This is a genomic window from Fictibacillus solisalsi, from assembly GCF_900103485.1.
Lineage (GTDB): Bacteria > Bacillota > Bacilli > Bacillales > Fictibacillaceae > Fictibacillus_C > Fictibacillus_C solisalsi.
In genome coordinates this window covers 1,115,987-1,138,754 of sequence record NZ_FNHW01000001.1, presented here as the reverse complement: position 1 = coordinate 1,138,754, position 22,768 = coordinate 1,115,987, and the positions used below count along the sequence as shown (strand labels likewise).

Below are 22,768 nucleotides of genomic sequence, written 5' to 3'. Positions count from 1 at the left end.
GTCTGATGATGAAGATTGAAAGCACTACTTTTGTCGAACACAAAAAGACCCGGAGATTTCCTCCGGGCCATTTTTTTATTATTTTAACAATGCTTTAACTTTGTTAGAAACATTTTCAACAGTGAAGCCATACTCTTCGATGATTTTGTTTCCTGGTGCAGACGCGCCAAATTTATCAATGGCTAATACGTCTCCTTCAAGACCAACATATTTATGAAGGCCTTGGGAAGCAGCCATTTCAATGCCAAGGCGTGCGCGTACAGAAGAAGGGAATACACTTTCTTTGTACTCTGCAGATTGCTGTTCAAATCGGTCCCAAGAAGGCATGGAAACGACAGAAACGCTGATACCTTCTTCTTTAAGAGATTTTTGAGCTTCAACTGCAAGGCTTACCTCAGATCCAGAAGCAAGAAGAATCGCTTGTGGAGTCCCTTCTGCTTCAGAAATTACATATGCACCTTTTTTAACGTTCTCATATGCATTCTCTTTAGTTCCAGGTAAAATTGGGAGAGCTTGTCTTGTAAGCACAAGAGCCGTTGGTGTATCTGTGCTCTCAAGAGCCAATTTCCATGCTGCTACGGATTCATATGCATCCGCAGGACGGATTACAGACAATCCAGGCATCGCACGAAGAGACGCAAGCTGTTCAACCGGTTCGTGAGTTGGTCCGTCTTCCCCAACAGCCACACTGTCATGTGTGAATACAAAGGTTACAGGAAGCCCCATGATGGAGGCAAGACGAATGGCTGGACGCAAGTAATCGGAGAATACGAAGAATGTTGCTCCAAACACTTTTAATCCGCCGTGAAGCGCCATACCGTTGACCGCTGCACCCATTGCAAATTCACGAACACCAAACCAGATGTTGCGTCCGCTGTAATCTTCACGGCTGAAGTTGGTTTCGCCTTTTAGCATGGTGTTGTTGGATCCTGCAAGGTCAGCAGAGCCACCGAACAGCCAAGGAATGTTTTGGGCAAACGCATTTAATGCATTTCCTGAAGAAGCACGAGTGGCGATCGCTTTATCAAACTCAGGAAGGTTTGCATCAAAGTTTTCTGGAAGCTTATTGTCAATTGCCAACTTTAATTGAGCAGCTGCTTCGCTGTGCTCTTTTTCATAGCGGGCAAACAAATCATTCCATTCCGCTTCTTTCTTCTGGTTTTCTTCTTTTACGGAAGCAAAGTGATCTCTTACTTCGTCAGGAACGTAGAAGTCTTCTTCAAATACCCAGTCATATGCAGCTTTCGTTAATTTAACTTCATCTGCTCCAAGCGGCGCACCGTGAGAAGCTGATTTACCGGATTTGTTTGGAGATCCAAAACCAATAACCGTTTTAACTTCGATGAGTGTTGGATGTTTCGTATCTTTTTTCGCTTCAGCAATCGCTTTTTCGATCTCATTTAGATCCGTACCATCTTCGACACGCAGCACTTGCCAGCCGTATGCTTTAAAACGGTCTTCTACACTTTCAGAGAATGAAAGGTCCAAATCACCGTCGAGTGAAATATCGTTTGAATCATACATAACAACCAGTTTACCAAGTCCAAGGTGGCCTGCAAGAGAAGCGGCTTCAGCAGAAACGCCTTCCATCAAGTCTCCGTCACCACAGATGGAGTAGGTAAAGTGGTCAACCACTTCAAAACCATCTTTATTATAAGTGGCAGCAAGGTGGCGTTCAGCCATGGCCATACCCACTGCCATCGCAATACCTTGTCCGAGTGGGCCAGTTGTCGCATCAACACCGGCAGTATGGCGGTATTCCGGATGTCCAGGCGTCTTGCTTCCCCACTGACGGAACTCTTTAAGATCATCCATGGAAAGATCATAGCCAGATAAGTGAAGCAGGCTGTATAAAAGCATGGAACCGTGTCCTGCAGACAGTACAAAACGGTCACGGTTGAACCACTGCGGGTTCTCAGGATTGTGGTTCATGAACTTTGTCCAAAGACTGTAAGCCATAGGTGCTGCACCCATAGGCATTCCCGGGTGACCAGATTTGGCTTTTTCGATGCTATCTATAGCCAAAGTACGAATTGTGTTAATTGATAATTGATCAATTGAAGCTGTAGACATTAATTTCATCATCCCTTCATCTACATATGAACATATGTAAAAGATTTGTCGATTCAATCATAAACATTTTAGCCCGTTAATACAAGCACAATGCCCTTCATTAGTTTCCCTTAAACCATTCTCTTCATACAACAAAAAAGCCTGTATTATAACTTTTGTTATAATACAGGCCGTATCACTTAAGCCAGTGCGGGAAGGTCACAGTAGAAGATGTCTTCCGTTTCATCATAGTCCAGCTTCATTTCCTCTAGAATCCACTCATCATCCGGTCTTACAAAAAACGTCAGGCCGCTCACTTCATGGATTTGATCTCCTTCACCTGGCATTGCCGGGATTACGCCCACAGAGTATCCGCCATGGCTAGTGCTTCCTGCATACCGTGCGAAAAGCCGAATGGCTTCACCTTCATTGAGATCGATTTCACGATACAATTTGACAACAGAATCAGTTATTGAAAAGGCCACTTTGTTCTCCCCTTCCAGAGTTGTTATAGTACAGTATATAGGAAAGTCAGAATTTTGCAACAAGAAAAAAAGCCTGATTTCAAATGAAATCAGGCTTCGTTTTAATGTTTTATATTTTTTTGGCTTTTTTTGCTTTCTTTCAGCTTCTCCGGAGTCACATCATTGCCTTCAGGGTCAATGATGGTCAATGAATGCAATCTATTTTGAAAAGAAGTTCTGACATTCTTCAGATATTCTTCTCGTAATTTTTTTTGCTCTTCAGCTTCCTCAGTAGATAAACCTTCTTGTTTCGACTTTTTTGCAAGAATGTTGATCCGTTCCAATTTGTCTGGTGTAAGCATGAACACCTCTCCTTTTATATTCGATATGCCTATCATAAACGAATATCAGGTAGGGTTTCCAGTCTTAGCACTTTCTATATACTCTTTATACCGTCTGTGAACTGTTGCCTTGGATGCTTCATACCCGAATCCCCGGAGGGTTCCTGCAATTTCAGCGAACGTAAGATCCATCCTGCGAAGACGAATAATTTCTTCAATCGGCAATTCTTTGCGCTCTCGGCCGCCATTGTGGATATTCTTTAAATTTTTTTGCGGCTTGTATCCTTTTTGAACCGCTTTTTTCATTCCACGCTTAATTTTTAAATTGTGGAGTTTTCTTTGATATTCCTCTACAACAGCAACAATTTCAAGCACCATCGATTCTGCTTCGGAAAGATGATACTCTCCCTGGCTGCTGAAGGTATACACTTTAATTTCACGTTTCAGCAGTTCATGAAGCAGTACAATTTTGGCATTCCCCCTGCCCAGCCGGGTATCATCTGATACCAAAAGAACTTCAAATTCACTGTTCTGAGCCATTTCAATGATGCGCAGCAAACCTTCCCGTTCGAGGCTATATCCGCTTTCCCGTTCCTTGATGACGGAAACAATCGTAAAATCATGCTGTTTGGCCAATCTTATTAATTCTTCTTCCTGCCGGGAAAGTGAAGCGGCCTGCTCCTCCTTGTTCGTACTCACCCTGCAATAAATAATCGCGTTCAAGTAACATCACCTGTCTTTTTCTGCTTTAATAGGAATGATGAGCTTTTGCCCCGGTGTAATGGCCCCTGCCTGTATTCCGTTGTTCTTTTCCACCCAGTCTACAAATTCCCAGTTGCTTTTGTGATCCTTTTTATATTTTTCTGCTATTTCCCAGAGTGAGTCTCCTTTATAAACTGTAATCTCCATATATTCTTTTGAGCCTTCAACATGTGTCTGATGAGCAAACATAAAAAAGCCTGCTGCCACAATTGATATTAGCATAACTATCGGTGAAAATCCCTTCATTTCCTATCACCCCTGCGAATGTTTGTTCTTATTTGTTCTCATTATAATGGGAACAGTTGTTCTTTTCAAGGGTTTTTTTCGAACTTATGTTTGTATATCTTGTTTTTAAATGCTATACTTTTTTCAAGAGTATTCAGTGAATGAGGTGCGAATATAATGACAAAGTTATCCAGAAGACAGATTGATATCCTCGAATTTATTAAAGAGGAAGTAAATGCAAAGGGATACCCTCCTTCCGTACGTGAAATCGGGGAAGCGGTCGGGCTGGCATCCAGCTCTACCGTTCATGGCCATCTTTCGCGTTTGGAGAAAAAAGGTCTGATCCGCAGGGACCCTACCAAGCCAAGGGCTATTGAAGTATTGGGGCTTGAATCCGACCAGATCATCACAAAATCACGATCCGTAAATGTACCGATCATCGGTAAAGTTACTGCAGGATCTCCGATTACGGCCATTGAAAATGTAGATGATTACTTCTCTCTTCCAGAGCATGTAGTTGGAGACGATAATGTTTTTATGTTAACTGTTGAAGGAGATAGTATGATTGAAGCAGGCATATATGACCGGGACCTGGTTGTCGTGAAGCAGCAGCCTACTGCTGAAAATGGTGACATCATCGTTGCGATGACAGAAGAGAATGAAGCAACCGTTAAACGGTTCTTTAAAGAGAAAGATCATATCCGTCTGCAGCCTGAAAATGCTTCTTTATCACCCATCCTTCTTCCAAACGTGACCATCCTCGGAAAAGTAATCGGGGTGTACCGCACTTTACACTAAAAATAAACAAACAGCGGCCCGGCAGTTATGCCGGACCGCTGTTTGTTTATTAATGATGAAAGTTTGTGCCATCTGTAGTTGCTTCAATGACTCCGCTTCGAATGACAAAATCTCCGAAGTGTTCCCCTTCCAGGCGCTCTTTCGCATATTTGGGGAAAAGAATCTTTAATTCCTTTAGTATTTCTTCTTCCCCTATATTCTCACGGTACATTTTGCTCAAACGGCTGCCGTCAAATGCAGCACCCAAATACATATTGTATTTCCCCGGTGCCTTGCCGATAAAGCCGATTTCACCAAGTGCATGCCTTGCACATCCATTAGGGCAGCCGGTCATCCGAACGGTGATTTCCTCGTTCTGCAACCCGTTTTCATCTGCAATTTGATCAATTTTGTCCATCAGCAATGGCAGATAGCGCTCTGCTTCAGCCATTGCAAGGCCGCACGTCGGAAGTGCTACACAAGCCATGGAATTACGGCGGATGGCAGAAACGTTCTGGCTGTTGAGCATTCCATACTGATTGAGAAGATTGGTGATCTCCTGCTTCTTGTCCTCGGACACATTAGCAATGATCAGGTTCTGGTTCGCAGTTAAACGGAACTCCCCGGTGTGAACCTTGGCAATCTCACGCAGGCCGGTCATCAGCTTATAGTTTTCAAAGTCTGTAATACGACCACCTTCAACAAACAGCGTAAAATGCCATTGATCTTGAAGACCCTTAACCCAGCCATATCTGTCTCCATTATCCTCAAAGGAAAAGTCTCTAGCTTCGGGCAGTCTCCAGCCCAGTCGGTTTTCCAATTCTTCCTTTACGTTTTCAACCCCCAGGCGGTCAACTGTATATTTAAAACGGGCGTTTTTTCGCTTGGAACGGTTTCCGTAATCTCGTTGAATGGTAATAACTTTTTCCGCCACCTCAAGGATCTGGTCAGGTGTGCAAAAACCAATCACTTTGGACAGCTGCGGGTAGGTTTCTTTGTCCCCGTGACTCATACCCATGCCTCCGCCAATCGCAATATTAAAACCAGTCAACTTACCATCTTGAACAACCGCAATTAACCCAAGATCCTGTGAAAAGACATCAATATCATTAGATGGTGGAACAGCAATGCCGATTTTAAATTTACGCGGCAAGTAAAGCGGCCCGTACATCGGTTCTACTTCATCTGCTTCCGGTGTGCCTGCCACCTTTTCTTCGTCAAGCCAGATCTCATGGTACGCTCTGGTTCTCGGCAAAAGGTATTCACTCAGTTTCTTGGACCATTCGTATACTTCTGAATGAATTTCGGACTGATAAGGATTTGAAATGCACATCACATTCCGGTTCACGTCTCCGCATGCAGCAATCGTATCCATAAGAGAAGCATGGATGGCCTGAATCGTACTCTTCATATTCCACTTCAAAATGCCGTGCATCTGGAAGGTCTGCCTTGTTGTCAATTTCAGAGTTCCATTTCCATACTGGTTTCCCAGCTGGTCCATGGTGAGCCACTGTGCTGGTGTAGCAACACCACCAGGGAGTCTCACGCGAAGCATAAATTGATAAGCAGGTTCAAGCTTTTGTTTCTGCCGCTCGGTGCGAAGATCACGGTCATCCTGAAGATAGCTGCCGTGATGCTTCATGAGACGGTTGTCATCGTCCGGTATACCTGCACTGATCCTGTCAAGCATCACTTCCTTCAGCGTGCCCCGCAGATAATTACTTTCTTCTTTTATACGTTCTACATCACTTGGTTTGCCGTCCGGTGCTTTTAAAATAGGATTTGACATCTATAAAACTCCTTTCTGTCCCCGCTTAATACACATCACGCTGGTATCGTTTTTCCTGCTGCATACGGGAAACATAATCTTCTGCTTGTTTGCGTGTCATGTTTCCTTCTTTTTCAATGATGCCGATCAATGTTTCATGTACATCATGGGCCATGTTTTTCTCATCTCCACAAATGTAGAGAACCGCTCCGGCTTCAAGCCACTGGAAGAATTCCTTGCTTTGTTCAAGCATGCGGTGCTGCACGTATACCTTTTCTTCAGTATCACGTGAGAAGGCGACATCCATTTTCGTCAGCACACCGCCTTCAAGCCATTTTTGCCATTCTGTCTGATAGAGAAAATCAGTGACGAAATGCTGATCGCCAAAGAACATCCAGGACTTCCCCAATGCTCCCTGTTCCTCACGCTCTTGCATAAAGGCTCTGAATGGCGCCACCCCTGTTCCGGGACCAACCATAATGATTGGTGTTTCGCCATTTTCAGGCAGCTTGAAATTCTGGTTATGCTGGATGTAAACCGGAAGTGTATGACCGGGCTCCAGCCGTTCCGCACAAAGAATGGAGCATACACCATTCCGGCTTCGTCCATACGATTCATACCTTAGAGCGCCAATGGTAAGATGAACTTCTTCCGGGTTGGCTTCAAGACTTGAGGCAATGGAATACAAACGGGCAGGCATCTTTCTCAGGATGCTGACAAAGTCCTGCGGTGAAGCTGCCCATGGACCAAAGTCTTGAATCAGATCCAGCAGATCGCGGCCGGAAAGGTAGTTTTTCAATTCTTCTTCATGTCCAGCCGACAACATTTCATGCAGTTTTTCATCTTCGGTAAACTGCGCAGCCTGCTGCAGAAGCGGTTTGGTCAGAACGGTAATTTCAAAATTGGTTATCAAGGCTTGTTTCAGAGGCGCCACATCGCCCTGCTTGTTTACAGTGACAATTTCTTCCGGATTCCATTTAAGCTCATCCAGCAGCATATCGACCAAAGCGGCGTCGTTTTCTGGATAGATTCCAAGGCTATCTCCCGGTTTATAGGATAAATTGGACCCTTCAAGAGAGATTTCGAGATGCCGTGTTTCTTTATTCGATCCACGTCCATTCAGGTTGATGTTTTCCAACACTTCGGCATGAAATGGATTGGTTCGTGAATATTGCGATTCCCCTGAGGCTGCCGGCGCATTAACCGATGTAGCTCCGCTTGCCGCTACTTCCTGTGTATCATTCAATGCTTCCACCACATTTGAAAGCCACTCGGCTGCCGGCTCATCATAATCAAGGTCACAATCTACACGAGGTGTCAGGCGGGTTCCTCCAAGATCTTCAAGCACTTTATCGAATTCTTTTCCTGTCTGGCAGAAAAACTCGTAAGAGCTATCTCCAAGAGACAATACGGAAAAACGAAGATCTTCAAGCTTTGGAGCCCGTTTGCCATGGACAAATTCATGAAAAGATATCGCATTGTCGGGAGGATCTCCTTCTCCATGGGTGCTGACAACGATTAAAAGGTTTTTAAGCTTCTTCAATTGATTGGACTTAAAATCACTCATGGATGAAACCGTCACATCATACCCTTTTTCCTTTAACATTTTGCTGCTGCTATCCGCAATCCCCTGGGCATTCCCAGTTTGTGATCCATACAGGATGGTAATTTCTTTTGAAACCGGTTGAGCTACGGGTGCAGGAAGCGCCTGTGGCGTGTCGCCGCTTGCTGAAGGCACTAGCTGTGATGCAGCAAGAAAGCCGGAAAGCCATACTTTTTGAGATTCTGTCAGGGATGGCAAAAGCTTGTTAAGCAGCTCTGCCTGCTCCTGGGTAAATGGACTGTTTTTTGCCTGAAGTTGCAATGATAACACCTCACATATAAATTTCCCGTCATTTTATAAATTAAGGTTTCACCCTACTAAGTCTCAATTAAATCGATCTATTAAGTCGGTTTTAATCTTAAAAATAGTCAGAACCCTTAAAAAAATTTACAGTATCTACTTTACCGCAGACCATAACATTAGTAAAATACATATTAATTATTATTACTATTAAAAAGTCTAATCGATGAGGACGTATTTTATTATGTATTATGATGCCTTAAAAACTTTTGTTACCCTTGCAGAAGTAAAGAACTTTACAAAGACTGCCGAACGGCTCCGAATATCACAGCCGAGCGTCAGCCTGCACATTAAAAACCTGGAAAAAGAATTTCAAACCCAATTGTTCATCCGGTCGCCGAAATTTCTTCAAATCACGCCTACTGGTGAACTTTTATACGATCGTGCAAAACAGATTTTAACCGTTTATGAACAAGCGAGGCAGCAAATCCTTGAGCACCACACAACCATAAAAGGGGAACTGAAGATCGGAGCCAGTTTTACCATCGGCGAGTATATTCTACCTGCTCTATTATTTCAGCTGCAAAAAAACCATCAAGAGCTGCAGCTTCAGGTGTTAATTGGAAACACAGAAGAAATAGTGTCTTCTGTTCGAAATTATAAAGTGGATATCGGATTAATCGAAGGACAAACGAATGAAAAAGAAGTATCTGTGCAACCCTTTATGAAAGACGAACTCTTTATCGTTTCTTCTCCAAACCATCCGCTTGCCTCCAAGGGTAAGGTCACCATGGATGATCTGCAAAACCAGAAATGGGTATCGAGAGAAGCGGGATCCGGGACACGCGATTATTTAAATCATGTGATCCGCTCAAACGGCCTGAAGACAAAATCGATTCTTACGATCAGTTCCAATCAAGGCATCAAAGAGTCGGTCATACATGGGCTTGGGCTTTCCCTTTTATCAAAAAGTGTAATTGAGAGGGACCTGCAATCTGGCAATTTAGCGATCATCAAAATCAACCAGCACACCTTTCACCGAAAGCTTTCCTATATTTATGCCCCGCTGGTCCAGGAAAACAGAAACGTCTCCGCTTTTTTGCAGGTCATCCATCAAGCATACCCTTCTGTTATTTAAAAGAAGATACAGACACAGCATGTACTGTGTCTTTTTGAGCAATTATCTTAACTCAAGATAAAATAGTAGATTTTTCTTTTATTTCTTACTGATACCGGAAAGTATGGTATCTATTGCAATTCCATTTGGAATGTCAGAAAATAAGAGTATATTTTACATACTTAAATGTTTAATTGAAACGGGAGAGAATGCTCTATGAAAAAAATGTCTCCATGGTTAAATGCATTTTTAATTGCTGTTCTGGTCATGACCTGGGGGGTCACATGGCCAATTTCAAAGGTAGCTTTAACTGACTGTCCTCCCATTCTTTTATCCGGGTTTCGCTCGCTCGGTGCAGGCATCCTGTTGTTTATTTTTTCATTAAATCGTTTGGACAAGCTGCACTTCAGAGAAAATTGGAAAATGTATTTTTTGTCTGCTTTGTTTAACTCTGTGCTTTTTTATGGTCTGCAGACGATTGGCCTTCTTTTTGTTCCTGCAGGCCTGTTCAGTGCGATCGTCTACCTGCAGCCTGTGCTGATCGGTATTATCGCCTGGCTGTGGATCGGAGAAGCAATGACCGCCCTAAAATTGACCGGGCTGCTGCTTGGCTTTACAGGTGTCGCAACAATCAGTCTTGGAGGACTGTCTGCACATATTTCAGCCGTCGGGATTATACTTGGGATTCTGACCTCCTTAAGTTGGGCAGTTGGCACTGTCTATATGAAAAGAATTAGTGTGAAGGTCGATGGTATCTGGCTGATCGCCATCCAAAGCATTTTTGGCGGTTTAATCATGACGGGAACAGGGAGCGGAGTAGAAGGCTTATCTGCCATCGCCTGGAGCACTTCATTGCTCTTAACGTTATTTTTTCTGGCATTATTCTCAGTCGCCATTGCCTGGCTCATTTATTTCCATTTAATCTCCACAGGAAATGCCAGCAAGATCGCCTCCTTTAATTTTCTCGTCCCGTTGATTTCCATTTTGATTGGTATTTTGTTTTTGGACGAGCCTTTTACCTACTCCCTGCTGGCCGGCCTCTTTTTGATCATCGCAAGCATCTATCTTGTAAACCGGAAGACGTTAGTGCTCACCAAGACAACAAGACGGAATCTTCATGCTCATAAATAAAAAAAAGGGGTGATTCCTTTCTTCAGGGAATCACCTTTTTTTAAGTCTTACCATATAAGCAACCTGCCCCTTCCATGAAAAAGGGAATATCTTCCTCCTCATCTTAAGAAATAGCAGGCACAGCCTGCCTTTTCTTTTGTTAAAGGGGAACGGCAGAGTTTGAACAGGAAAGTATGAAGGTAATTATGTAAAATGTTCATTTAACCATAACGTCGAGGCTGCGATGAATTTTTCAGCAGCCGGAGGAAGACTTTTAAAGGAATTGGAACCAATGCCCATCGAGCAAATGGCCCGGTCATCTGAAAGTGGTATTCTTTTGACCCCTTCAGGAAGATGATGCAAAGCGATCTCCGGAAGGATGGCAACACCAAGTGAATGTTTTACCATTGAGATCACAGCTTGTTCATCATCTAAGTGAAACGAAATTTCAGGGTTAAGTTTAAGTGCTTTAAACAAGTTGCGAATGGTTTTAAGAGTAGATTTTTGAAGGATCAGCTTCTCTTCTTTAAGTGCATCCGGCTTTATAAATTCTTCGGCTGCGAGATGGTGCGTTTCCGGAACAACACAGAATAAGAGTTCTTTTTTTAAATGGAGGATCTCCAAGTCTGCTGCAGGCAGCATCAAAAAACCAAAATCTACGATTCCCTGAGAAATCCATTGAGAAATTTCCTCCTGTTTCCCTTCCATAATATCTATTTTTATATGTGGATATTGATTGGTAAACTTTTTTACTATACCAGGAAGCCATACCGCGGAAACAGAAGAAAATGTACCGACCCTTACCGTCCCTATTTCAAGTCCTTTGATTTCCCCGGCCTCTTGAAGCATTTTTTCATTTAAATGAAGAATCTCTCTAACATACTGCAGCATTTTCTCACCATTTGCAGTCAGCCTGATTCCTGCTTTGTTTCTGGTCAACAAGGAAAACCCCAAATCTTTTTCCAGGCTGGAAATGGCATGACTTACCCCTGATTGAGAAATGTTTAAAATTTCACTTGCTTTCGTTAAGCTGCCAAGCTCTACTACGGTTTGAAAGATTTCATACTTGCCGATCGACAAACTTATCCCTCTTTACATTAGTTTTATTCATAATATAACATAAAAAATGAATTTTTTTCATCATTATTTGACAAAAGGACTGCTCCAGCAGTCTTCCCTTTCAAGAATGCCAGGGCAGTCTCCTGCTTACCGCAGTGTTTCTTGAATGGTTTCTTTCCACCTTGTAAGGACTGCCGGTGGATTCTTTAAGGAGATTTGAATCCCCGTAGTAATGTCTGCATATTTCGCCTGATCCTCTTTATATAACTCTACCTTGGCTGAAAAACGCTCCAAAGGATGCTTTGCGTCTTCGAGTATTCCCAACGGCGATAATGCAAGTCGGATATAATGGACCTTACCCTTATAGACCGCCATTAAAAAGGCCTTTTTCGTTCTGATGCAATTTTTGGTTGTCGTGGTACCCGGCCAAAGTGCCAATCGTAAATTCTCTTTGTCATGGGCAACAACTTCACCTGCACTTACCATTGCATTATGCGGCCAGCCATCCTGTGTTACCGTCATTAAAAGCATCGCCTCATGCTGCTTATTTTCGAGGTTTTCTCCGTTCAGCAGTTCGAACAATTCATCGGATAGTTCCAACAGTCTACACATCCTTTCCTATAGAAACCAGGACAGGGCTGGTCCGTTTTCAGACTAGCCCTGCTGGTTTACTACATTTATTATTTTATATACTTTGCCGGAAGAGCAGGCACATTTTCTGCAAATGGGATGTCAGCCGGGTTCACCTTAAACGCACGGTTATATTTTTCAGGTTTCGTGATGGTTTCAGGCTCAATGGAACGCCATGTAAAAATACATACCGGACACATATAAACCTCCCATGCACCTTCCACCGGTGACTTTGATACAACTTCGGCTTTTTTTGATTCACATCGCGGACAAGTATGCATATCTTTCACTCCTTTTATCGTAATAATTCCCGTAAACGTTGTTCCCACTTCTCAACATTAAGCGGGGAATCAAGGGGCTGTGAGTAGTGGCCTCTTGTTTCAGGCGCCACAGGCGTAGTAGCATCGAGGACCATTTTGTGAGTGATTCCCGAAGGTAATGAACCTGGATCAAGAGCAAGGACGGAAAGGTCCGGAATAATTACTGCATCGTGTTTTGGATGCATTTTAGTCGAAAGGGCCCACATGACCTGAGGAAGATTAAACGGATCCACATCCTCATCGACAACAATCACCAGTTTACAATAGCCCAAGCCGTGTGGCGTGGTTAAAGCCCGCATTCCCACTGCCTTTGCAAATCCGCCGTAGCGGCGTTTGGTGGAAATAATGGCAACCAATCCATGAGTGTACATGGCATTTACCGCTTGGATTTCATTAGGGAATGCTTCTTTTAATTGCTGGTATAAAGGCACGCTTGTATTAATACCAATCATATAGTCTGTTTCTGTCCAAGGCATTCCGATATAAAGGTGTTCAAATATCGGATTCTGACGGTGATAGACACGGTTAATCTTTATAACCGGCATGCTTCTTCCTCCTGAATAGTGGCCGGTGAATTCACCAAACGGCCCTTCAAATTCACGGACACCTGCCAATAGCTCTCCTTCAAGAACAACCTCTGCTCCCCAAGGAATATCGAGGTCTGAATCTTTCGCTTTTACAATACGGTATGGTTCACCCTGAATGGCACCGGCCATCTCGTATTCGGATTGATCGTAATGTAACGGCGTAGCCGCTGCTGTTGTAATGGCAGGTTCGTTGCCAAGCGCAATCACAACAGGCAGGTTTTCACCGCGTTCTTCAGCCTGTCGCAGGTGAATGGCAATATCATGCTGAGGAACCGGCTGGATTCCCAATCGGTCTTTCCCTTTAACCTGCATGCGGTAAATACCTACATTTTGCTTTCCGAAGTGCTCCGGATCATCAAGGTCACGTGAAATTACACACGCCTTATCAATATAAAACCCTCCGTCTCCCTGGTTCAAACGGAACAACGGCAAAATATCAAAAAGGTTGATGTTTTCAGTGATCTCCACTTCATGAAATGGTGCGGTTTCCTCCCGCTGAACTGGCATCGGAAATTGATCATAACGACGGGCAAATTCAAAGAATTGTTCTTTTAACGGTGTATTTTTTGGCATCCCCATCATTAGTGCATGGTTTGGCCAAGAGCCCATTACATTCATGGCTACTTTTGCGTTGGTATACCCATAAATGTTGTCAAATAACATAGCCGGAGTCTCTGAACCAAGCTTGCTCATCGCTTTGGTTGCTGCAGCAATATCCGGTTCAGGTTTCACTTCATCTTTAATAGTAAGAAGCTGCCCTTCTTTTTCTAATGTCGCAAGAAAATCACGAAAATCTTTATAGGCCATTTTTAGTCCTCCTGTTTCTTAGGTTTCATACCTTCCCAGCGTCTTGCTTCAGATAAATGAATATCAAACTGGTCCAACGCCCTGAAAGCAATATGATCTACCATATCTCCAAGATCCTGTGGATGATTGTAGAATGCAGGCATGGGCGGAATAATGATGGTGCCCATGCGGGAAAGCTCCAGCATATTTTCAAGATGGATCGTACTCAATGGAGTTTCCCGAGTCATTAAAAGAAGTTTTTTTCTTTCTTTCAGCATGACATCCGCTGCACGTGTCAGTAAGTTATCCGCAAGCCCCATTCGAATAGATGCCAGTGATTTCATACTGCATGGTGCCACAATCATGCCATCAACCCGGAAGGACCCGCTGGAAATCCTTGCTGCCTGATCTTTGTAGGAATAGCTGAAATCAGCCATTCCTTCTACTTCCTTCACGGTATAAGATGTTTCAAAAGGAATGTTAGCTGTTGCCCACGGGGACATCACCAGGTGGGTTTCTACATTTGCCTGCTTTAAAAGCTCCAAAATGCGAATGCCAAAAACGACGCCCGTTGCACCGGTTATACCAACTATAATCCTCATCTGTTCCCACCTTTCTCGCTCATAACGTATAGCGTGTTTTACAGAAACAAGTATACGCCTCTCATTTTAATAAATAAAATATATATATATTATGCAATGCATATGTTTAACTTATGGATGGAAAATACTATAGACAGAAAATAATTGGCCGAAAAAATAGAATTCCAGATAACACCGGATCCCTATTTCTGGTGAACGCATAAAAAATAGTGTATGCTCGATCCGAATAAGCAAAATCTATGTAAGATCGCAATGATAAGGGTGAGGGAGAACTCATGGATATTCGTCAGCTTCGCTATTTTCAAACCATCATAGAAGAAAAACAGATAACAAAAGCTGCAAGGATTCTGCATATGGCCCAGCCGGCGCTGAGCTTGCAGCTTAAGCAATTAGAGGAGGAGCTCGGTGTTCAATTAATTATCCGACAAGGAAAACAGTGGCAGGTAACAGAAGCAGGACAGAAACTTTATGAGCGTTCCAAACAGCTGCTTCAGTCGATTAATTCCATTAAAGGAGAATTGTCGGAAATAAAAGAAGGCATTACCGGGACGGTCACCATCGGCACTTCTACGATTTGCGTTTCCCATCTTGCCCCCCATTTAACTCAGTTTCATAACGAATTTCCGAAAGTGTATGTAAAGATATTCAATGGTGATACGTATTATCTGGAGGAGCTGCTTCAGCAGAATATGATTGATGTTGCCCTCCTTTTACTTCCGGTCGAAGGACGCCAATATGAAATTGTCCCTCTGGAGGAAGACCCGTTTGTTGCAGTTATCCCAAGACACTGGGAGAAGCACTTTCCAAAAGACTCGATCAGCCTGAAAGAAGTGGCTGAGCAGGATCTTCTCTTGGGAAAAAGAAGATCCGGAATCGGAATATACGAGAATATTCTCTCCCATTTTCATCACTATGATCTTCAACCACAGGTGGTTTTGGACGGACCGGATATATCCACCATTCTGACGTTTGTGGCCACCGGTATGGGGATGACCATTATTCCCCGCTCAGAAATCCATCAGGCATACGATGGAAAATTCAAAGTACTTACAATTGAGGAACCTTTTCTGCAAGCAAAACCGGCGATTGTCTGGATGAAAGACAAATATATGTCAAAAGCCAACAGAAAACTGATTGAGTTACTGGTATCAGAAGAATCGGAAGTGCCCCTAAACAGAAAAAACCCCTGATACCAAAAGTATCAGGAATTTTGAATTTTGATACATGCTCTTGTATTGTCCGCATTCTCAGGGTAACTTGCGAACGGTATATCTTATATGTTTTTCACGGTTTAATGTCTAAAATCCGCATAACACCAACACTTTCAAAATGAAAGTGGTTATTTACATATATTGAAGTTGCGGTGATAAATATGATCCTCTTTCAAAGCTTTGAAATTTCCGCTATTTCATTTTTGATTAAATAGAACAGGAGATAAATTTCTTGGTTCTAAACCATATCTTTGCCCAGTTCATTCCGAATCTCGTTATTAGAATCTAATTTAGCTTAACATCAATCAAACTGTCTTGTTTTAATTTATGTATTTCATTTGGTAATCCACTAGCCGGAGCCCTGGTTCAACAAAGAAATCACAATAAGATTTATGTTCAATTAATAACAGCATTTATATATAATACAGTGTAAGAATCACATATTCTGGCCTTATCATAATCAGAAAGGAGATAATAAAATGGAAAACTTTTATCTTTTTGTCCTTATGTGTATTTTTCTAATTATTTTACCTGGTCCCGATACTGCCATTGTTACCAAAAGCACTCTCACCGTTGGGAGAAGCGGGGGTCTTAAAACAGCCTTAGGTATTTGTTGTGCCCTCCTTATCCATACTTCTGCTGCTGTACTAGGACTATCAGCGATCATTGTGAAATCAGCGTTATTATTTTCTGTCTTTAAATATGTGGGAGCTGTTTACTTAATTTATCTGGGTGTTAAGAATTTATGGTCTTTAAGGAAAAAGGAAGAAGCAGCAAGCGTTGAGATGAACACAGAAAACCAGTTTGAAAACACATCATTCTTTAAACTGGGATTCTTGACCAATATCCTAAATCCCAAAGTTGCTGTCTTTTTCTTAACTTTTTTTCCTCAGTTCGTGGACTCTGGCAGCAATACCTTTCTACCGTTTTTTATAATGGGCATCACTTATACTGTATTGACCGCCATATGGTTTTTATTTTATGTCTATTTACTTAATCAGATTAGCACCTTCATGAGGAGACCTAAAGCACAAAATATTATAGAAGGAATCACAGGTTCTATACTGATAGGTTTCGGTATAAAACTCGCTCTAGAAAAGACCCATAATTAGAATATAATTATATAAGGCAGGACTGATTCTCAAAAGATTAACAAGAAAAAACAGGGTTAGATGATGCAGCAACCACCCATTAATACGGGTGGTTTTTTTGTGCTTTTATATAAGAATATCAGTAAAGTAAAAAAATGGTAAACTATCAAAAAGCCGATAAGCTCCTAAACATCAGGAACAATGAATTTTAATTATCGATCACTGTACTATTCGCACATTTTTAAGGTTTATTTTCACAATCTACTGTATTGCTACATACTATATTGAGAGATTAAGAGATTCTCTCTTATTCTCAAAATGATTCAGAGGAGTTGAAATTAAATGTCATGTTCTCATAAAAAGAGAATTAAATGTAAATGTAAATGTCGCAAACAACGACGTTCATCCTCAAGCTCATCCTCAAGCTTCATCTGTAAGAAAAAGAAAAAGAAAAAGTGTTGTCGACACCATAACCGATGGTCTTAAAAGCCGAGTGTTAGTGAAGTCTATCTCTTCGGAGATAGACTTTCCTAATTTCTTAAGGCAGTTTTCTAAAAATTGTTGTTTTTATACATAGAGGTACGTGTTAAACTACTTCTCGCATCACCTTGCCTTGATGAGAGGATTCTCTTTCAATGTACCTGACTGAAATAAAACCCTCTCCTATCGGAAACCATATTCCTTCAATAATCATCTAATTCTATATGAATAATCCAAAATACTTCTCCTTAACCTCTTTAATACTCGCCCGCTTAAGGTTTAATGCCAGCCGGTAGAAGCTTTCCAGCTGATCTTTCCAGAAGTCACATGACTGATCGGCGGCTAGAATTTGTGACAATACACGTTATAATCGGTTAAGTATTCGGCTGCATCTACGAACTATGTATTTTTAACGTATCCATTAGGCTAAAGTTCCAATGTGCACCAGGCGCAATTTAGTTGCTTGTCTTTTTCAATGAGAAGCGCTTTGTACTAGGTGTGTTCATTTCTCCTGTTGCTTATTCGCCTCCATTAAATGGATGAATAAAAAAGAACATCCACAAAAGGGATGTTCTTCAAATATTTCTTATGTAAGAATATGAATTAATACAACGTTAAAATATGGAAAGCAATAGCCAATTGCTTTCCACCTGATTACTTACTTTCTTACTTCCAAAAATGCCTGGTGCAGGTTCCCTCTCACAACAAATTTATCAATGTCTAATCCTAAACTCACCATAATTTGTGCCACTTCTGGCCGAATCCCTGTAAGTATGGTTGATACACCTAACAATGAAAGTGCATCAATGACTTTATATAATTGATCGGCTACCATTGTATCAACAATCATGACCCCTGAGAGATCTATGATTAAATTCTCTAACTTTAAATTCAAAGCTTGGGTTAATGTTTCTTCCATAATGTGCTGTGCTCTTTCTGTATCAATATTACCTACTAAAGGAAGCACTCCAGTCCCTCTGACTAATGGAACAATAGGAACCGATAACTCTAAAAATGCAGATTTTGCCTGATCAAGTACTTTTTTATATGATTGAATATACGTCAAACTAAAATAGTATACAGCCTCATCCAAGAGAGGATCAATGATATCAATGACCTCAAAAATGACCCCAGCTGATAAATATAACCTGGTTGATTCATTTTTAAGTACTTCCCAAATGTACCTCCGGTAGTAATTCGTATCTTTCAAAGCTTCATCAAGAGGAGCTCCTAATTTAAACGAATAATCACCCGTTTCTTTACCCCATTCACGGACCCTTTCAATATACTCCGCTTGTTCATCGTTATGAATAAGAGATTCTCCAAATAAATTGATAAACTGGGTACGAAGCTCCATAATTGTCGGTTCTACTTTTTTAAAGTCATTCATTTCTTTAGGCGTCATTGAAACCCCGGCCATCCGATTCAAATGAACTTTTTCTGCTATTTCTTGTTTCCGCTTAATTAGCTCTTCCCCGAGCAACTGTATGTCTCTATTCATACTGAGATCCTCCGAATGTGTAATAATTCTATATAACCATAATAACCTAAGTCACTAATTTCTGAAAACGTAATTCTGGTATAGATAAGCCAGAAACAGTAAAGTCGTTGAATTAAAACACATGATGTCATTGGTTTACTACCTTAGTGCTGTACTCAGCTATCTGGTACTTAATAAAGCAAATGGTTGTTTAAAGACAATTTGTTTCTTCCTGTTGCGGATTTAAATTCTTTTTATTTTCAAACATTCCTCAAAGTCAAAAAGGGAAGCATTCCCTATTATGCAGAACAAATGAAAAAGCACCCACTAATTTGTGAGTGCCCTTGCACTACCTATCTAATTTTTTACTAATTTCATCCAACTTCCTGATAATCATCCAGTTTTGTTCCACTAAAGCAGATAAGTATGAGACCTTGGCTTGTTCTTCGGCTTTCGCAAAACTTAATGCCATCCCTGCCTTAAAAAACCCATTACCTGCAAGATCATTGGCAATTCGCTTAAGTACAACTAAATCTTTTTCACTTATATCCTCTAATTGATACTTCTCTAGAAACTTTTGAACTTCTTTTTGTTCTTTTTCTTGTCTTTTCGCTTCTTTACTTTCTTTTGTTCCAAACAATTATGCCTAGCCCCTTTCTATATACTTTTATATTATCAATAAAATATTATCCAGTATACAGGGGATCAAAGGTAAAATGATAAGCACTGAAAATGGATGTGGTTAGTTAAACACAGTAAATAATATGGTTAGCTTAAATTGCCGAATTACATTAATTTGGATTTAAGATTTCCACTTGCTCTTTAAAACGTTTCCCAGTCTATTGAACGCAATAAAATTTAACTACGTTTGTGTAAACAGAAATATTTATAGAAGTTAATGCAAATTCGATTTGTTAATTTGCTGGAAAGAAAATAAAGGCATGACTGTTTTAGTATTTTTATGTTTCAAACATAATAGGATTGTTATTAGGGTCTTTTTCAACCACAGCTTCATCGATAATACGGAACTATTGCATTAAGGCATATTCAAATAACTTTGTAAATAGGAATAAAACAAAAAGGTATTCGGGGAGGTTACAGAATGAACGGGGAAGATACACCTTTGCATGCTGATACCGGAGTTACATCTGGATTGTTTGTTGAGCGCTCTTTAAATGAAATTCGTTTTTGGGCCAGGATCATGAAAGAACATTCTTTATTTCTTCGATTGGGTTTTAGAGCAGAAGATACTCAACTAATTCAAGAGGCTAATCAATTTTATCGCATATTTGAATACATCGAACAAACTGCACATTCGTTTAATAATCAAACAGACCCCGAACAAATAAGAAGATTTAATTCCGAGGTACAACAAGCTGCCTCTAATATTTTCTTATTTAAACGGAAAGTATTAGGACTTATTCTCACATGCAAATTGCCAGGGGCAAATAATTTCCCACTTTTAGTTGACCATACAAGCAGGGAAGCAAATTATTTTAGGAAGCGATTAATTGAATTAAATGAAGGGAAATTACAATCGCTTCCAGATGCCATTATTAAAGAAAATGTCTTCTTCTTAAGGATTATGGCAGACCATGCCAAATTTATTGGCCATCTCCTTGATCCGTCAGAAAGGAAACTAGTTGATCTAGCACGGAATTTCAGCAATGATTTTGATCAATTGCTATATCAGGCAAGGGACTTAGAATCTATGAAGCCACAATCTCAAACCGTTCCTCTTTTAGATCAATTCCTTGATCAAAATCGGGTGTCGGTCGTATCTCTTAGGGACTTCAAGAAAACAGCCCGTGATTTAATTGAGCAATGTAAAATAAAGAGCATTATTCACCCTCTATTAGCAGACCATGTTTTTCGGGAAGCTGATAGGTTCCTAGAAATCATTGATATGTTTGACACGCATCTTACACACGGTACCCCATAATTTAAACAACTGCGTAACTTAACGAATAGGTTGGTATAATAAAGCATTGTTTCTTGATAAAAAATCGAGTTGCTTCGGTAGCTCCTTTTTTTTTAATACTTAAGATTGTGTTTAAATATGCTGCTTCAGAGGCTTTTTTTCTTGTTCCGTAACTCGTGTACAGAATCTATCCTATGTGTTCTTCCAGAATATACTGCCTAACATATGTGTGTGATTACCAGTGAGGTAACGAGAGAAAATAAGGCTTATGGGAATGGGAATTGTTGACCCTTAAAGGCGCCGATATACTGCTTCGGGAGTTGGAAGAAGTTAACCTTAATGGATTGAGGAGTGTTTCTCAAAACTGAAATCCTTAATTTGGCCAAATCAGGCGAAATTTAAGGTTTTGGTTCTTTGCTTGTTTTCCGGGAAACTGCTATGGTAATTAGCGTAAGCGTAGACACAAAGTATATGTAGCGTACACAAGTTCACCCCTGTGACCATGAACAATACATGAGCATGTATTAAAACCCAAACCCCTTGACACCATTGGTGTTAAGGGGTTTGGGTTTGTTGTTTTGATGGTCAGTTTTATATGCATGATATCATTTGACCACCAATTTTTTTTAGACAAGTCTTCGCCTATATGTGAAAAGCAAAAGCCATGTGTTATATGTTTGTTTATGACACTCAAACTTTTTCATACTGTTTTAACATTTTATGACTGAATTTTTGAAAAGATAACGAATCACAAGGTTGACTCACACACAGAGTGGCACTTGGATAAGCAAATCAAGGTTAGCAAATGGTTATTAATCTTGAGGACGACTGTATAAAAGTCGTTTTAAAACCGTTATCCTATTTTTTTATTAGTTTAACTGGATGAATTGAAAGTTTGCATAATTGCGGACACTAAGCGAAATGTTGAATGGACTTCCACACTGTGTATAGGTCTTTTTGTCTGTTATTATCAGATTATTGGATAATTCAGCTCGTAACTTGGGTAGTAATAGTATGGTGGTCTAAGTGCTATTTTAGACATTGGCCAGGAATCCTCAATATAGACCATCTTTACTTTTTCATTTGAATGGTTTACTAGCAATAGCTTTACTTCTGGATTAAATTCATATCTCAAAATGGTAACCCCCTTCCATTAGGAATGTGTGGATTCTCCCCCATCAACATGAAGAACTTGACCAGTAACAAAACGAGAATCATCAGAAGCAAGATAGACAAAGGTTGGTGCGAGTTCAAATGGATGGGCAACTCGTTCCATTGGATTAAATGCTCCATATACAGCGACTTGATCTGACGAGAAACTTGCTGAAATAAGTGGGGTCCAAATTCGGCCGGGGGCGACGGCATTGACTCGGATCCCTTGTTTCACGACATTTTTAGCCAAGGCACGTGTCCAACCAACTATTGCGCCTTTTGTGCTCGTATAATCAATCATTTGCTTTTCACCTACATAAGTCACCACTGAAGAAGTGCCAATGATTGAGCTGCCTGGTTTTAAATGAGGAAGCGCTGCTCTTGTTGTGTAAAAATGAGAGTATATATTAACTTTGAAGGTGTCATCGAATTGCTCATCTGTAATGTCAAGGAGACTTAGTTGTTGGAATTGGATACCAACATGGTTACAAAGAATATCTAGACGTCCAAACGTATTTACTGTTTGTTCTACAATAGAGATACACTGTTGTTTGTCCCGCAAGTCACCAGGCATTAGAAAACAACGTTGTCCGAGTTGCTCAATCCTTGTTTTTGTTCTATTTGCATCCTCATGTTCATCTAAGTATGAAATAGCAACATCTGCGCCTTCTTTAGCAAACGCAATGGCTACTGCTGCACCAATACCACTGTCACCCCCTGTAATAAGTGCTACTTTTCCTGTTAACTTTCCACTCCCTTTATAGTTCGGGTTTTCGATAATTGGAAGGGGTACCATAAATTTTTCCACTCCGGGATGGCGAAGCTGGCGCTGTTCAGGTAAACTTATCGGGATTTCTTCGTAACGTGTGATTTTCCCATAGTTAGGGTACATGGGATAAGGTTGAGTTTTCATGTTCGCTTTAAACATTTGTTGCATTTGCTTTATCTGGTCTAATTGGCGACTTTGATCCTTGTGATCCATTGAAACCT

The 22,768-nt window shown here is 41.0% G+C and carries 22 protein-coding genes; 7 read left to right on the top strand and 15 right to left on the bottom strand.

From position 1 onward, the window contains the following. Window positions 1–78: 78 nt before the first annotated feature. From tkt to yneA, 5 genes are all read right to left on the bottom strand, one after another. A complete protein-coding gene (gene tkt, locus BLT53_RS05895; RefSeq protein WP_090233437.1) occupies window positions 79–2,073 on the bottom strand; it encodes a transketolase in 1,995 nt (664 codons plus the stop codon). A 179-nt stretch (window positions 2,074–2,252) separates the two neighbouring features. Beyond that, the gene (locus BLT53_RS05890; protein WP_090233436.1) at window positions 2,253–2,537 is read right to left on the bottom strand and encodes a HesB/YadR/YfhF family protein; all 285 of its coding nucleotides are present in this window, start codon (window positions 2,535–2,537) and stop codon (window positions 2,253–2,255) included. 101 nt (window positions 2,538–2,638) lie between these two features. Next, complete coding sequence (locus tag BLT53_RS05885) at window positions 2,639–2,878, bottom strand: DUF896 domain-containing protein (protein WP_090233435.1); 240 nt, start codon at window positions 2,876–2,878, stop codon at window positions 2,639–2,641. 45 nt (window positions 2,879–2,923) lie between these two features. Continuing rightward, window positions 2,924–3,580: a YneB family resolvase-like protein gene (locus BLT53_RS05880; RefSeq protein ID WP_090233433.1), complete on the bottom strand. Its 657-nt coding sequence runs from the start codon at window positions 3,578–3,580 to the stop codon at window positions 2,924–2,926. A gap of 6 nt (window positions 3,581–3,586) precedes the next feature. Then, a complete protein-coding gene (yneA, locus tag BLT53_RS05875; protein ID WP_090233431.1) occupies window positions 3,587–3,865 on the bottom strand; it encodes a cell division suppressor protein YneA in 279 nt (92 codons plus the stop codon). Between the two features lie 156 nt (window positions 3,866–4,021). On the opposite strand from yneA, the gene lexA reads away from it, so the two are divergent. Next, window positions 4,022–4,642, top strand: coding sequence for a transcriptional repressor LexA (lexA, locus tag BLT53_RS05870; RefSeq protein WP_090233430.1), 621 nt, complete (start codon window positions 4,022–4,024; stop codon window positions 4,640–4,642). Window positions 4,643–4,691: 49 nt separating this feature from the next. On the opposite strand, the gene cysI is transcribed toward lexA, so the two are convergent. Next, window positions 4,692–6,410 carry an assimilatory sulfite reductase (NADPH) hemoprotein subunit gene (gene cysI, locus BLT53_RS05865; RefSeq protein WP_090233428.1) on the bottom strand — a complete coding sequence of 573 codons (1,719 nt, stop codon included), beginning with the start codon at window positions 6,408–6,410 and terminating at the stop codon, window positions 4,692–4,694. Window positions 6,411–6,435: 25 nt separating this feature from the next. After that, complete coding sequence (locus BLT53_RS05860) at window positions 6,436–8,253, bottom strand: assimilatory sulfite reductase (NADPH) flavoprotein subunit (protein ID WP_090233427.1); 1,818 nt, start codon at window positions 8,251–8,253, stop codon at window positions 6,436–6,438. 223 nt (window positions 8,254–8,476) lie between these two features. Between BLT53_RS05860 and BLT53_RS05855 the strand changes: the two genes are divergently transcribed. Together BLT53_RS05855 and BLT53_RS05850 are read left to right on the top strand one after the other, a co-directional pair. Then, a complete protein-coding gene (locus tag BLT53_RS05855; protein WP_090233426.1) occupies window positions 8,477–9,370 on the top strand; it encodes a LysR family transcriptional regulator in 894 nt (297 codons plus the stop codon). Window positions 9,371–9,565: 195 nt separating this feature from the next. Then, window positions 9,566–10,480 (top strand): DMT family transporter, encoded by a 915-nt coding sequence (locus BLT53_RS05850; protein ID WP_090233424.1) that lies wholly within the window; start codon window positions 9,566–9,568, stop codon window positions 10,478–10,480. 183 nt (window positions 10,481–10,663) lie between these two features. Here BLT53_RS05850 and BLT53_RS05845 read toward each other — a convergent pair whose 3' ends face one another. The 5 genes from BLT53_RS05845 to BLT53_RS05825 form a co-directional block, all read right to left on the bottom strand. Continuing rightward, window positions 10,664–11,539: a LysR family transcriptional regulator gene (locus BLT53_RS05845; RefSeq protein ID WP_090233422.1), complete on the bottom strand. Its 876-nt coding sequence runs from the start codon at window positions 11,537–11,539 to the stop codon at window positions 10,664–10,666. A gap of 126 nt (window positions 11,540–11,665) precedes the next feature. Beyond that, window positions 11,666–12,130 carry a hypothetical protein gene (locus BLT53_RS05840; protein ID WP_090233421.1) on the bottom strand — a complete coding sequence of 155 codons (465 nt, stop codon included), beginning with the start codon at window positions 12,128–12,130 and terminating at the stop codon, window positions 11,666–11,668. Window positions 12,131–12,198: 68 nt separating this feature from the next. Further along, a complete protein-coding gene (locus BLT53_RS05835; protein WP_090233419.1) occupies window positions 12,199–12,429 on the bottom strand; it encodes a non-oxidative hydroxyarylic acid decarboxylases subunit D in 231 nt (76 codons plus the stop codon). 14 nt (window positions 12,430–12,443) lie between these two features. Beyond that, window positions 12,444–13,862, bottom strand: coding sequence for a non-oxidative hydroxyarylic acid decarboxylases subunit C (locus BLT53_RS05830; protein WP_090233418.1), 1,419 nt, complete (start codon window positions 13,860–13,862; stop codon window positions 12,444–12,446). Window positions 13,863–13,864: 2 nt separating this feature from the next. Beyond that, window positions 13,865–14,443: a UbiX family flavin prenyltransferase gene (locus tag BLT53_RS05825; RefSeq protein WP_090233416.1), complete on the bottom strand. Its 579-nt coding sequence runs from the start codon at window positions 14,441–14,443 to the stop codon at window positions 13,865–13,867. A 275-nt stretch (window positions 14,444–14,718) separates the two neighbouring features. On the opposite strand from BLT53_RS05825, the gene BLT53_RS05820 reads away from it, so the two are divergent. Then, window positions 14,719–15,633 carry a LysR family transcriptional regulator gene (locus BLT53_RS05820; RefSeq protein WP_090233415.1) on the top strand — a complete coding sequence of 305 codons (915 nt, stop codon included), beginning with the start codon at window positions 14,719–14,721 and terminating at the stop codon, window positions 15,631–15,633. 500 nt (window positions 15,634–16,133) lie between these two features. Beyond that, window positions 16,134–16,766 (top strand): LysE family translocator, encoded by a 633-nt coding sequence (locus BLT53_RS05815; protein ID WP_090233414.1) that lies wholly within the window; start codon window positions 16,134–16,136, stop codon window positions 16,764–16,766. 1,117 nt (window positions 16,767–17,883) lie between these two features. On the opposite strand, the gene BLT53_RS25595 is transcribed toward BLT53_RS05815, so the two are convergent. Together BLT53_RS25595 and BLT53_RS05805 are read right to left on the bottom strand one after the other, a co-directional pair. Next, window positions 17,884–18,726 (bottom strand): STAS domain-containing protein, encoded by an 843-nt coding sequence (locus BLT53_RS25595; RefSeq protein WP_090233412.1) that lies wholly within the window; start codon window positions 18,724–18,726, stop codon window positions 17,884–17,886. Between the two features lie 328 nt (window positions 18,727–19,054). Beyond that, window positions 19,055–19,345 carry a hypothetical protein gene (locus tag BLT53_RS05805; protein ID WP_090233411.1) on the bottom strand — a complete coding sequence of 97 codons (291 nt, stop codon included), beginning with the start codon at window positions 19,343–19,345 and terminating at the stop codon, window positions 19,055–19,057. Window positions 19,346–19,807: 462 nt separating this feature from the next. On the opposite strand from BLT53_RS05805, the gene BLT53_RS05800 reads away from it, so the two are divergent. Then, entirely contained in the window at window positions 19,808–20,647 is an 840-nt protein-coding gene (locus tag BLT53_RS05800; RefSeq protein WP_090233410.1) for a DUF2935 domain-containing protein, read from the top strand. Window positions 20,648–20,851: 204 nt separating this feature from the next. Next, on the top strand, window positions 20,852–20,914 hold the full coding sequence (locus BLT53_RS25760) for a hypothetical protein (protein WP_425284697.1): 63 nt from the start codon (window positions 20,852–20,854) through the stop codon (window positions 20,912–20,914). 865 nt (window positions 20,915–21,779) lie between these two features. Here BLT53_RS25760 and BLT53_RS05795 read toward each other — a convergent pair. Further along, on the bottom strand, window positions 21,780–22,760 hold the full coding sequence (locus BLT53_RS05795) for an SDR family oxidoreductase (protein WP_090233408.1): 981 nt from the start codon (window positions 22,758–22,760) through the stop codon (window positions 21,780–21,782). Between the last annotated feature and the right edge of the window lie 8 nt (window positions 22,761–22,768).

Excerpts from the sequence above, each read along its gene's own strand:
- tkt (WP_090233437.1), bottom strand. The coding sequence starts at position 2,073 with ATGTCTACAGCTTCAATTGATCAATTATCAATTAACACAATTCGTACT.
- BLT53_RS05885 (WP_090233435.1), bottom strand. The coding sequence starts at position 2,878 with ATGCTTACACCAGACAAATTGGAACGGATCAACATTCTTGCAAAAAAG.
- yneA (WP_090233431.1), bottom strand. The coding sequence starts at position 3,865 with ATGAAGGGATTTTCACCGATAGTTATGCTAATATCAATTGTGGCAGCA.
- lexA (WP_090233430.1), top strand. The coding sequence starts at position 4,022 with ATGACAAAGTTATCCAGAAGACAGATTGATATCCTCGAATTTATTAAA.
- cysI (WP_090233428.1), bottom strand. The coding sequence starts at position 6,410 with ATGTCAAATCCTATTTTAAAAGCACCGGACGGCAAACCAAGTGATGTA.
- BLT53_RS05855 (WP_090233426.1), top strand. The coding sequence starts at position 8,477 with ATGTATTATGATGCCTTAAAAACTTTTGTTACCCTTGCAGAAGTAAAG.
- BLT53_RS05850 (WP_090233424.1), top strand. The coding sequence starts at position 9,566 with ATGAAAAAAATGTCTCCATGGTTAAATGCATTTTTAATTGCTGTTCTG.
- BLT53_RS05840 (WP_090233421.1), bottom strand. The coding sequence starts at position 12,130 with ATGTGTAGACTGTTGGAACTATCCGATGAATTGTTCGAACTGCTGAAC.
- BLT53_RS05835 (WP_090233419.1), bottom strand. The coding sequence starts at position 12,429 with ATGCATACTTGTCCGCGATGTGAATCAAAAAAAGCCGAAGTTGTATCA.
- BLT53_RS05830 (WP_090233418.1), bottom strand. The coding sequence starts at position 13,862 with ATGGCCTATAAAGATTTTCGTGATTTTCTTGCGACATTAGAAAAAGAA.
- BLT53_RS05825 (WP_090233416.1), bottom strand. The coding sequence starts at position 14,443 with ATGAGGATTATAGTTGGTATAACCGGTGCAACGGGCGTCGTTTTTGGC.
- BLT53_RS05820 (WP_090233415.1), top strand. The coding sequence starts at position 14,719 with ATGGATATTCGTCAGCTTCGCTATTTTCAAACCATCATAGAAGAAAAA.
- BLT53_RS05815 (WP_090233414.1), top strand. The coding sequence starts at position 16,134 with ATGGAAAACTTTTATCTTTTTGTCCTTATGTGTATTTTTCTAATTATT.
- BLT53_RS25595 (WP_090233412.1), bottom strand. The coding sequence starts at position 18,726 with ATGAATAGAGACATACAGTTGCTCGGGGAAGAGCTAATTAAGCGGAAA.
- BLT53_RS05800 (WP_090233410.1), top strand. The coding sequence starts at position 19,808 with ATGAACGGGGAAGATACACCTTTGCATGCTGATACCGGAGTTACATCT.
- BLT53_RS05795 (WP_090233408.1), bottom strand. The coding sequence starts at position 22,760 with ATGGATCACAAGGATCAAAGTCGCCAATTAGACCAGATAAAGCAAATG.